Origin of the sequence: Arthrobacter sp. HMWF013 (assembly GCF_003061105.1) — a bacterium.
Lineage (GTDB): Bacteria > Actinomycetota > Actinomycetes > Actinomycetales > Micrococcaceae > Arthrobacter.
On sequence record NZ_QAIQ01000007.1, the window covers coordinates 26,270 to 37,591 of the forward strand.

The following is an 11,322-nucleotide window of genomic DNA, read 5'->3' on the forward strand; positions in this document are numbered from 1 at the left end:
GAAAGGACACCATTGGGGACACCACCACGCGTCATCCGCCCTGATGAGCTCGCTTCCGAGCCGTGGGCCAACGGTGCCGGACGCACCAAGGTTATCCATGCTCAAACAGAGGCACATTCGAACGCTCTGCTGTGGCGTATCAGTATCGCTGAAATCACCCGTACGGCACCCTTCTCCACTTTCCCTGGCCTTGATCGTGCCTTCACCCTTGCCACTGGAGGGCCTTTGTCCCTGGCTGTTGGAGACACGAAACATGTCCTGACGCTAGGCCAAACACTTACCTTCGCCGGCGAGTCTCCAACGAAGGCCGACCTGCGAGCGGCGGGTACCCAACTCGTCCTCAACCTGATGACACGACGGCTCGCCTGTCAGGGGACAACAACCGCTCATCTCCTCAACGGCGAAATCATCCTGGATCCCGCAACAGGTGCTATTTCAGCGACTGTCCTATCAGGGTATGCAACCGTCCATGGCGGCCCTTCGCTTCCCGCGCTGGCGACCTTGATTCTGGGAGAAGGGGCGACCATACTGCAAACCCGTAACTGTCTGCTTGCTGTGTCGTCCGTCCAGATGCATCCCAAAACGAAACCTTACGCAAATGCGGCGGCCAGCCCTGACCCGACCTGACCTGACCTGACCGAGCTTCCCGTCCGGGAAGGGATGTTCGATAATCGCGTATTCCAACGAGCAAAGAAGGACCTATGAGCGATCGAATCGCGTTCCTTGGCTGTGGATCCATGAATGAAGCTATCCTCACAGGTCTTTTAAGAGCCGGAATGGCTCCGGCGAACTGTGTCGTGACTGTTCGGCGGGCTCACCGGGCGGTTGAATTGGCTGCCCGATACCCCGGGGTAACGGCTATTGCCGGAGAGGAAGAACCAAGCAACAACCAGCAGGCGGCAAAAGGGGCTGCCCTCATCATTCTTGGAGTCAATCCGGCAGAGACCATCGATTTGGCCCGGGAAATTGCAAACTCGTTAGGGCCCGGCACTGTCGTGATCAGTATTGCCGCCGCCGTGACCCTAGCCGAGTTGCAGGCCGCTCTTCCCAAGGACCAGCCTGTGGTTCGAACTCTTCCTAATACACCCATCAAGCTGGGGCACGGCGTTATATCCCTTTCGCCAGGCAATGGTTGCAGCCCTGAGAACCTGAAGATGGTTAGAAGAATTTTCCAAGGTGCCAGCACAATTGTGGAGGTGCCGGAGGAGCAGATAGACACTGTCTCAGCGATCAGCGGCTCAGGCCCGGCCTACGTTTATTATCTAGCCGAAGCAATGGCTGCTGCAGGCGTGGAACTTGGCTTGGCCCCTGAGCTCGCAGGTATCCTCGCCCGAGAAACAGTAGCGGGGGCGGGGCTTACGCTAACCGAGCCCGGCGCCAATGCATCAGCCATGCTGAGGGACATGGCCCGCCCTGAGAACATCACCGCGTGCGCCATTGCCGTCTTCGATCAAGAAGGCATTCCAGCCACCATTACCGAAGGTGCGCGCGCCGCCGTAGGACGCGCGGCCGCAATGACTGTGGAAATAGCTCAGCAAAAGCAACCGCCCTTGCAGGCAATCCCCCATCCATTGCAATAAACCGATAATAGTGATTTCGTCAGGCCGTTCGCTTGTTCCGGGAAGCCTACGCGATACCGCACCTTCGTGTGGCGGCGTCAGAATAGTGCGACGTCCGGATTCACTGACATTGGCTCACGACGTTCTTAGATCCCACACGGACAGTCGGAGGGGAACGAATCCGGCCGGGGGAGTGTGAAATAGCCCCATGAACCGGGACTGGCGGCGTCCCACTGGGTCAGTGTGGCTACGCCACCTGTCGTGAAGGGGCGGGGCATCGAGGAGCAGGCTGGTGCTCCACCGTCGGGCCAAGTCCTCCCCTGTCAGACGCTTTTGGCGTCAAGTTTGGGTGTGCCTCAGCGGAACGATTTTCGTGGCTGTGGGTTTTGCTGTCCGCGCGTTCCCCGTCGGGTCCTGCAGTTACTAGGTGTGTTCGACCTCGCCTATCTGTCAGTAAATTTGCCTTTTAAGGTACTAATGCAAAGCAGCGGAGTGTCGCCATGACAGCCTCGTTGAGACGGAACACGGTTTGGTGTGCGTTCATCTTGCCCTGCTTGAGGTAATCTCACGAGCAACTGGTAGTGCATCCGCGGTACTGGGATCTACGCAAGGAGGTCGTATGTCGCTTATCGGTATGGATACCGACGCGCTCTACGATCAAGCAAATAGGCTGCTCAAAATCGCGCACGACTTGAGGACTGCCCAAGCGGAACTCAACGCTGCCTCTGGTGCACTTGTGACAATTTGGGATGGTGATGGGGCGAAGACGCATCGTACTGAACTTCTCGCAGAGGCGGGCAGGCTGGGGGGGACTGCCAAGGCTATTGAGTCCGCGGCCAGATCGATCCATCAAGCTGCAGATAGACAACGCATGATCTCTTCCTGGTAGGTGGGCAGGCAGTTATGGCTGGGACTACACGGCGTGTTTTGACAGTATTTGTGGCATCTCCGGGAGATGTTAGCGAGGAGCGCCAGACGCTTGGTGCTGTCGCGGCGCGAATCAATCGTATGGCTGCGCGCGAATGGGGCTGGGAGATTGATATTCGCGGATGGGAGGACACCCTTCCTGGCTACGCCCGTCCCCAATCACTCATCAATCCTGACGTCGAACAGTGCGACGTTTTCATCGGGTTACTTTGGAAGCGCTGGGGAACACCGTCCGGGAGCCATTCGTCGGGCTTTGAGGAGGAGTTCAGGATCGCTCAGAGCCGTCGCCTTCAGTCGGTCGAACCTGAAATCATGATGTACTTTCGCGACATCCCGGAGTCCGAACGGGCGGACCCGGGGCCTCAGTTGGAGCGTGTCCTTTCTTTCCGCCAGGAGGTAATGGCGGCTAGGCAGCTCCTCTACAAGGCCTACGCAGACGTGGCGGATTTTGAAGTCATGATTTTTGACCACCTCACCAAGCTCCTCGGGCGTCGGGCAATAGAGAGTACGGCCGATAAATCGACTGATTCCACGAAGCGTCATTCGACTGTCCTTGCACAATCTTTCGGCTCTATCCAACCCATGACCATGCTTGAGTTGGCCGGCGATCCACTAATGACTCCTGACCGCTTGCTTAGTCGCTGGCGACAGGCATCCGAACTCAGTCAGATTCCGCAGATGCCTTGCGCACTTGGACCACTCGGGCTTTACCGTTTTACGGTTGTCGACTTCAGGCACTCCGCAACATTATTGGTCGGCACCACCGGGTCGGGAAAAACTGAGGCATTGATGGCAATAGCGGCTTCTACCGTTCTTTCCCTGCCACCACCTCTTGTTCGTGTTTCATTCATCGATCTCAAGTACTCCAGCTATATTCAAGCTTTGGAGGCTGTCGGTGCTGATGGGATCCATCTGGACCTTGGAAACGAGCCAGATGGGCTTGATGTGCTAATTGCTGAGATTCGTGCGCGGGAGCAGATCTTGGTCGAAGCGCACTGTCGAGATGCCCAGGAGTTTTGGTCGAAATTTCCCAACGATCGATACCGGCTTCCGGTATGGCTGATATGCATTGATGAGGTGCACAGCATCACGTTTGGGCAACGTGAGGGGCTGGCGAGGCTTCTTCAGACTGCTGCGCGGGCGCGTCCGCTTGGCATTCAGTACATTTTTGGAACGCAACGACTTGCGGGTATCGGAAACATGATCCGATCAGTTAGCTCTAGGCGAATCTGTCTCCGCACTTACGACGCACTTGAAAGCCTCGACGTCGTGGGAGTTCCTGATGCTAGTTTGATTTCAAGAACGGATGCGGGAACTGCCGTGGTCCGTGATGACATGGACGGTGAGCCACTTCTGGTGCGGTTCGCGATGGTGGACGCCAGCCTCGATGAGAGCCTATTCGATGTCCTCCAGGCCGCCCGCAAAGGGTACGACGAGGTCATGGATGCTTCTGTAACGTAACGGCCCGACATTAAGAGCCATCACGCCGATCCGATCCTGCGACTGCCCTGGAAGACACCGGCGCCAACGACGCCCAGATCCGAGGACGGCTCATTGCCGCGCGCAGCGTTGGCACCCACCCCAGCGCCGCCGTCACCACAGACAAGGGTGATACAAAAGCCCGAAAGTCCCGCACAGGCGCAGCTGTGGGCGCCGAACGAGGACGGGGCAGGTTGTCTCGCTAGACAAGAGAGGACAAGTAGGGGGATGTCACTGCTGAGGTGAAACCCCTTCCTCTGAATTAGGGTTTTATAGTGTCCGCCCCAGATTTTCCGGCCACTGCTAGGAGTTCGCTCAGGAAAGAAGAGCCCAGCGTCACTCCGGAATCTTCCTTAGATTCCGGCGACGAGCCAAACACTCGTGCAGCGAACGCTGCCCTCAAATGGTCGCGAAGAGATTCATCATGCAAGGGTTCCACATACCCGTCAAAGGTCAAGAGCTGCTCTTTGATTGTCCTGGCCCAAGTACCCAAATCGCGATGATACGCAGCTTGCCTACCAAAGTAGGTCGCAAGCCCCAGTACAGCACCTAGAAGTGAGACTTTGAGGATCGCATCTCCTGTTGTCGTTGCTCCGCCGTGAGATACCCCCGGCACGAAAGCCAGGACATACGTCCCTGCGATTCCGATAACGACGCCAACGGCCGTTAGCCAGCGGAATCTGCGTGCTGTTTTGAGATGGTCCTCCGATAACTTGTTGAACCTCTCCGTTAATTTTGATCCTGACACGAAACCGGCAGCTGTCTGTGCGCTGACCGCTGCCGCCTCGACTTCTTGGACGGTTTTTCGTGCCTTCCTCACGGCCATGCGAAGGTGCTGGGACAGCTGCGCTTGTTCAATCCGCGTTGAAAGCAACGACGCTTTACGGGAGTCGTCACGCGCTTTAGAGGCCTCTGCCTTTTCTCCGTTGCCTTCGAATCTTCCGGCTTTATCCCGGGCCGTCTTCTCCACTTTCGCAACATACTTCTGGAGAGTACCCAAGAGGTACACACTCCAGATTTCGACGTTCTTTGAGTCGCGCTGCCTTAGTACGTTTACCAGTTGCTCGACCGTGTCCTTGTGGTCATCGATGGATTTCTTGTCCCACAGTACTGAGTCTTCATAGGCCGGAAGAAAGTCGTATTCCGGGCTGAGGGCTTCCCACCAGATAAGCAAGACGTCGCTGATAGTGGCGTTTGCCTCAGAGTCCTCCATCCTCAACTGATCGGTGACTTCGTTGTACGCCTCGTTGAGAGATTCGAGCCCGCCTTTAAATTCGCTCAGCTTCATCTGCACGCTCTATTTGACCACGAGCGAGGATTAGCCCCGGGAGGCCCGTCACTTAGGAGCCACGATTTCCCCCGTTTGTGCCGTTTGCTTAGGCGCTCACACGCCGTCACGTTGTCTATGCCGTGTCACCGCGGCTCTGTCGACGATGATCAAAGTATGACCAGTCGCCTCGCGCTCGAAAAGCGAATACGTTATGAGCTCAGTACCCTGGCTGAGACCAACTCTCACCACGATTTTGAAGCCATCTGCCTTGGTCTGGCGCGGAAACGCATCGCGACCAATCTTATGCCGGCCACTGGTCCAGTCAGTGCTGGAGGGGACCAAGGGCGGGACGCTGAAAGCTTCTGGAGCAATCTCCCCACCGAGGCCACAGCCCTCTCAACCTTTGCGTTAGGTGCAACCCAGGAGAACGTTGTCCTTGCCTGCACCATCCAGCAGGCGCACGTTCCGACCAAGATACGTGCAGATCTGGGTTCCATTTGCACACAAGGGGAACGCGTGGACAGGGTTGTCTTCTTCACCCTGAGTCCCGTCCCGGTCGCGAAGCGTCATGAGCTGCAACGCCAGGCAAGAGACCGTCACGGTATCTCCTTGGATATTTGGGATGGGGTAGCCGTAGCAAGAGAGCTTTCAGAGCATGATCTGTACCACTTAGCCGTCGATTACCTTCACCTTCCCAGCGACCTTGCCCCTGAACGGCCGGTCCCCGAAAGTCCTAGACCGGATTGGTATGTGGATGCCTTATCTCGGTGGACCACCCGCCAAGACTCACCCTCCACGATCGGTGATCTTATTGATCTAAGGGAAGGCCTAAGGCTCGCCAGTACGGATCCTCTGTTTGCTTCGGATCTTCCGAATTGGCTGACGATGGCTAAAAAACTTCTTAGAAACGCCAACAGCGACGATGTCACCGCTCGAGCTCAATTCGAAATCGCGTGGGCGACGATGCGCGGTACCGAAACACTAATGCCGGCCGATGACTTGGTTAGGGAATTCTTCAACCTCGTACCCGGGACGCTGGAGGACCCAGGGATCCTTCGCGACGCGACGATGCTCCTCGATCTCGGCTATGCAGCGATGCTTCGACGAACAACGGGCATTGATCGATGCCAGCTAGAGACGTGGCATCAGGCGTTAGCAGACACAGTCGACGCGCTACTACTCGCAAGCGATTATCCCAATACGCGAGCCATGCTGCTTTCGCTCCAGGCCTACCTGGCGCTGCACCAAAGGTACCCAGCTGGAATACTCCCTGAGCTCGGGGAAGTGCCAACCATATCCGACACGCTTGCGGCCCTTCGCGACAAAACGTTTAGCGGCACACATCAGGGAGCGCGAGGGATCGAGTTGATGGATGTCGACAAGGGTATGGAGGCGCTGGGAGAACTCATTGAACTGCTTCCCAAAGCGCCCCTTTTCCCTGTCCGCGATACTGCAGACATTTTTGGCCTGTACACGTCTCAACTGGTGGACCACCCGCTTTATGAGAAAGTACGCGACGGCCTGGACGATGCCTTGGAACGAATTGAAGGTGAATCCGGCCGCGGGAGTCGAGCCCTTAACCGCGCGCTTCGACTCATCGAAGTAGATCGACTACTGGATGCGCTTCATGAACTGCATGCCGCAAAAATCAATTGGTGGCATGGCGACACCCTCGAGGGCAGCATCGAAATGTTCATGCTGATCTCGAGAATCTATTACCAATTGAATCTTCCACACGCGGGAAAACAGTACGCTTTAGCGGCAATGACGGCAGCCCAGAATGCCAACGACCCGTCCTTGAAACATTTTGTGACTCACGGTCTTATGGTCGCCGCTACCTGTGACCATCACGCCGGCCAGTCCCTTACCGCCACTCATTCCTTCAATCTGGCGCTGCTGGCTCAAAGCCACTTTGGCGATGGCTCTGCACGCTTCGAACTCCATGCGGCTATGACTAATATGCTGCAGGATCAGTGCCACATATTCCGAGCAGCGCAGTCAGTCCGGCCAGACCTTGTTCCACTCCTAACGTCATTACTCGATTCCACCACTGTCATGGACGCCATCACGGCGATGCTCGATGGTGTCCGCGGAATTGCGCCAATGACAGAGCCGGAGATCGCGGCTGCAACGGATCGGTCCGGAATGGGGAGACTATTCAGCGACATTGGACCGACCCGCTACTACCGGTGGGCTGCCCTGGGACTTACGTGGCAGGTGCAATGTAAGAACGAACGCCAGGCAGTACTAGCAACGGAGCGCTTCATAGCCACAACTCAGATTGTCCTTACTGAGTTTGCCCGGCACGATGCACATCTCCTACTGGAAGCTTTGCGCATTGAAGTGAGTGTCGATGCACGCAACGGACAAGGGGGTGCCGGGTGGGTTGACTGGATAGCGGATCAGCAGGGTGGGCATTGGAACCTTCACTTAACTCCCGGAGATAGTGCTGACCTTGAAGCCTTGCAGCTCGAATCACTCGGTGCAGCCATGCACTTCCTGGCTTCTCAGTCTTTACTCAACCAAGGTGACTTCAGCAGCATAATGGACGCCTCGTTTGCAGGTGGCCTGTGGCACAAATCGTCAATTGTGCGGTCATACGACGAGCTCGCGGATCTAGCAGAAGCTTCAACCTACGCTGAGTTTTCCCAGCGTAGAGAAGTCTTCGTGGGCTGGATCCATCCATCGGAAATTCGTAACCCCAGCGCTGACATGCAAAAACGCCAAGGATTGGCCTCCTCCTACGAGGCAAACAGGAACAAGATCCTGGAGAACATCGCCTATCGGTACGCTACGCTTCCTGCGGTGATTGGCCCTGCGCTCGTGCTTCTCCATCAGGATGCTCGCTTTAGGAGTACTGTTGAGCGACTCCGCCAGGACGGGTGGCTTGACTGGCATCTGCTTCAAGCTATCGCCAACATTGTGGTCAACGATCGCGCGGAGACACGTGGTATCCGGCTCAGTAGAAACATGACTGACAACGAAAAGCAGGGCTTCATCAACCTCATTCATGAGCCAGCCCGGACCAGTGACCCGGTACTTCCCACGACAGCATTCACCGAAGACAGGCTCCGGCTCCATTTGTCGTCCGCAGCGGTGTCGGGACTAACGACATTGGGCCTTACCCTTCACAAAAAGGCTGTTCCCACCGAACCAATCCTGAATTTCCTGGGAGAAAGATACCGCTACTGGGTCGACGATTCTCCCCATCAGCCCTACTTTCCGGGTACATCCGCGTCCTAACAGCTAACGAAGGCTATTAGGAATGGGACCCTATTGGAGACCCGAGAATGACAAGGGAGTTTGAGAACTCCCTGCAGGACTGGTCCGCAGGACTGGGGGTCTCCACAGAGGGTGCTGGCTGCCGGCAGACGATTCGTGTCGGACATAGCTTCCCCCAATCGATGGGCCGGGCCAGGGTGGCGTTGACCCCCGTAACTCCTACGATCCACCTCTGCCCGGGATGCACCGCTGAACCGGCGACCATCGCAGGGGGTGTGCGTCACAACCACGTATGCTGCTCTGATGGCGCAACAGGATCGACAGCAGGACACTGACCAAGACAAGCACCCAAAGCATGACAAAGGTGTAGCACTGCTTAACCTCATTCTTCAATCGCAGACTTGGGTGCACCGACGAGTGGATGCCCTTCGGCTTGATTCCGAGGGAACGACGCGACGCCACGTCTCCATCGACATGACGGCCCCTGGTGAATTTATGATCGCAGGATCGGAGGGCAGGTTCATACTTCCACTCGCAGTGCTAGAGAAAGGTGTTAAGAGGCGTTTAGATGCGACGCAGGGTGGAAAGTCGATCTCCGTACTGGGCCGCGAAGACAATGGTGCACTGGCCATCGCAATGCTTGAATCTGCTCTTGTCTTCCTGTTGGATCTCGAGGGCGACTCCGTCACCGTGGCGCGAAGTCACCTCACAAAAGTCGTCTACTCCGCGGGTAGCAATGATGCCGACACGAGCTTGGCGGCGTACAAGGCGTGGTTTGAAAGCACAAAGGGAAGCGTCCCTGGTGACCGCCAGAAGATGTTGGATATTACGAACTCAGTAATTGAGCAATTGGCTCATAATTTTCTGCTGTTCGTTGAGTTGGACTGCGAGTTGTTGGATACACGCACGATAGTGAAGTACGCCCTCAACCAAGAGGCCCCTCAGGTTCACCGACGTGGCTATAAATTGGTTCGTTTTGACTACCAAATACCGGACTTCGGTTTTGCTGCAAGCCAGCATGTCGAAATTGAGGTCCCCGCAGGCTTGATGGTTTCAAGCCTGGAAATCATTGAGGCGGGTCCCGACGACATCGTCACCAACACGGACTTTGATGCTTCCGCGTCGGGACAACGACTAGGGCATGTTGCGTTGAACCCTTCTCAGCGCTTCTACAAGGGGCGCGCTTCCGTTGAGGTAGTACCTGCAGAGCAGGGGTTGTTTGTTTTCACGAAATTAGCTGTGGTCTCCATCGCTGTCATGGTTGTTCTGGCCCAGCTCGTGCGAATGTACAACGAGGACATCCTGGGTCCGAAGGCTGAAATACCTTCTCCTTCTGCCTCGATCCTACTGATTGGTCCAGCGCTACTTTTTTCTTGGATGAGTCGCAACCAGGAGCATAATCTTGTTGTTGAACTCCTGTCGCCTCTAAGGCGAGTTCTCGCGCTCTGCGCGCTTGTCCTCCTGGGAACTGCAGTCTTGGCTGCCATTCCCGTCACTCCCCCCGTTTGGTGGGGAGGATGGTTCGTCATCGGACTGCTTACTGCCGCAGCTGTTTTCGGGCTGATAAAGTTTGACCAAGGTGATGAACTACCAAAGCGGTTAGCTCGGGCATTCCGACGCAGCTGATCAGTGTCAGTCCTAAGCCGTAAGGTACAGATCATCCGAGGAGGCACAACATGAGCAATGAGACTGAAACGCGGCGTACCCAAGGCAGAGCCAAAGTTGGCGAGACACGGACTTCCGATTATGCCCGTGGTGCCGACTACGAGATCAAGTCAGGCGGCGGGTCCATCGTTGGTGCTCTCGACTTTGAAAGTAAAGAACAGGCTGAAGCTGTACTCAAAAATTTTCTGTCGAGCATGATGTCGACATCGAGCCGTCGGGAATCCGGAAACCACCGTGGCGGGCCCTTGCCGGCTTAACATGCAGCGACTGGGGAGGGATCGACAGAGCACTATCGGTTGCCAAGCTCGGCCTAGGGTGACAACGCAGAATCACCTCAGTTCCTGCTGCAAGAGCTGATGGAAGCTACGGGCCCTCGACTGGTTCTTTCTTCGCGCCTTTCGCGTCGTCCAACCTTTTGAGTAGTTCTCTTGCCTCGGGGGAGGGCGATGAAGACGATAGAAGCCGCTCGCCCAGCCCACGTGTCTCAGGGGCAATCACCGAGCCGATTCTCGTTTCTTCGAGTGCCCACAGGAGGGCGGCCGCAGCGGCATCCGCCCGTCTAGACGATTTCAAAAGCCCCTCAACGGCCTTCCGATACGACTCGCGCCCAGCTGCTTCGTTACCTTCACGGAACGCAATGAGCCCCCGTGTAGCGAGAAAGACAGGGTAGTCGTCATCATCCGAACCGGGAAGGTGAACTAGATGAAATCGTGCGTCCTCCGTTCGACCTAGGTTGGCTAAGGCAAAGGCGGCATTGTTATGGAGCATCGGGTCGGTGGGATGAGTCGAGAGCCCAAGGTCAGCTATGGACAGCGCCCCCTCATAGTCCTGCGCGCCCAAGGATGCATAATAGGAGCCATACATTGCGGCCCGAAGGTCGAAAGGCTGATCTAGCTGCCACTTTTGGCTTTCGTATGCGGCTTCCTTCCAGCGACCATTCTGAGCCCAAGTGATGGCACGAGCCTCATAACCCCTGTCAACGGTAAGAGCGTCGGAAGTCAGTTGTAACGATTTGTTCTCTGAGGCCCAGGCGGCTTGGGCGACTGCGTTCTCGTTCGGTTCGAGGAGCGCTTGAGCAAAGAACTTCTGGGCCTTGCGATCACTCCCGCGATGTAATTCTCCAGTCGCCACCTCGCTTGCCAATTCACTCAGTGCGTGGGGGCTGAATTGTTGGCTGACGAGTAGCTCGCGAGCTACTCG

General features: G+C 56.4%; 8 protein-coding genes. 6 read left to right on the forward strand and 2 right to left on the reverse strand.

Annotated elements, in window-relative coordinates; genetic code table 11:
- Positions 1-12: 12 nt before the first annotated feature.
- The 3 genes from DBR22_RS00225 (at position 13) to DBR22_RS00240 (ending at position 3,947) form a co-directional block, all read left to right on the forward strand.
- A complete protein-coding gene (locus tag DBR22_RS00225) occupies positions 13-627 on the forward strand; it encodes a HutD/Ves family protein (protein WP_181364956.1) in 615 nt (204 codons plus the stop codon).
- Between the two features lie 74 nt (positions 628-701).
- Positions 702-1,580 carry a pyrroline-5-carboxylate reductase family protein gene (locus DBR22_RS00230; RefSeq protein ID WP_108597234.1) on the forward strand — a complete coding sequence of 293 codons (879 nt, stop codon included), beginning with the start codon at positions 702-704 and terminating at the stop codon, positions 1,578-1,580.
- A gap of 882 nt (positions 1,581-2,462) precedes the next feature.
- On the forward strand, positions 2,463-3,947 hold the full coding sequence (locus DBR22_RS00240) for an FtsK/SpoIIIE domain-containing protein (protein ID WP_108597236.1): 1,485 nt from the start codon (positions 2,463-2,465) through the stop codon (positions 3,945-3,947).
- Positions 3,948-4,227: 280 nt separating this feature from the next.
- Here DBR22_RS00240 and DBR22_RS00250 read toward each other — a convergent pair whose 3' ends face one another.
- Complete coding sequence (locus DBR22_RS00250) at positions 4,228-5,253, reverse strand: hypothetical protein (protein ID WP_108597237.1); 1,026 nt, start codon at positions 5,251-5,253, stop codon at positions 4,228-4,230.
- Positions 5,254-5,409: 156 nt separating this feature from the next.
- Here DBR22_RS00250 and DBR22_RS00255 point away from each other — a divergent pair, with 156 nt between their 5' ends.
- The 3 genes from DBR22_RS00255 to DBR22_RS23505 all read left to right on the forward strand — a co-directional run bounded on the left by DBR22_RS00255 (position 5,410) and on the right by DBR22_RS23505 (position 10,379).
- A complete protein-coding gene (locus DBR22_RS00255) occupies positions 5,410-8,478 on the forward strand; it encodes a hypothetical protein (protein WP_108597238.1) in 3,069 nt (1,022 codons plus the stop codon).
- Positions 8,479-8,760: 282 nt separating this feature from the next.
- Positions 8,761-10,083: a hypothetical protein gene (locus DBR22_RS00260; RefSeq protein WP_108597239.1), complete on the forward strand. Its 1,323-nt coding sequence runs from the start codon at positions 8,761-8,763 to the stop codon at positions 10,081-10,083.
- Between the two features lie 50 nt (positions 10,084-10,133).
- On the forward strand, positions 10,134-10,379 hold the full coding sequence (locus DBR22_RS23505; RefSeq protein ID WP_146187319.1) for a hypothetical protein: 246 nt from the start codon (positions 10,134-10,136) through the stop codon (positions 10,377-10,379).
- Between the two features lie 106 nt (positions 10,380-10,485).
- Here DBR22_RS23505 and DBR22_RS00265 read toward each other — a convergent pair.
- The coding region (locus DBR22_RS00265; protein WP_181364958.1) for a hypothetical protein at positions 10,486-11,322 on the reverse strand (837 nt) is incomplete at its 5' end.

Coding starts and splice junctions, on each gene's coding strand:
- DBR22_RS00230 (WP_108597234.1), top strand. CDS start 702: ATGAGCGATCGAATCGCGTTCCTTGGCTGTGGATCCATGAATGAAGCT.
- DBR22_RS00240 (WP_108597236.1), top strand. CDS start 2,463: ATGGCTGGGACTACACGGCGTGTTTTGACAGTATTTGTGGCATCTCCG.
- DBR22_RS00250 (WP_108597237.1), bottom strand. CDS start 5,253: ATGAAGCTGAGCGAATTTAAAGGCGGGCTCGAATCTCTCAACGAGGCG.
- DBR22_RS00255 (WP_108597238.1), top strand. CDS start 5,410: ATGACCAGTCGCCTCGCGCTCGAAAAGCGAATACGTTATGAGCTCAGT.
- DBR22_RS00260 (WP_108597239.1), top strand. CDS start 8,761: ATGGCGCAACAGGATCGACAGCAGGACACTGACCAAGACAAGCACCCA.
- DBR22_RS23505 (WP_146187319.1), top strand. CDS start 10,134: ATGAGCAATGAGACTGAAACGCGGCGTACCCAAGGCAGAGCCAAAGTT.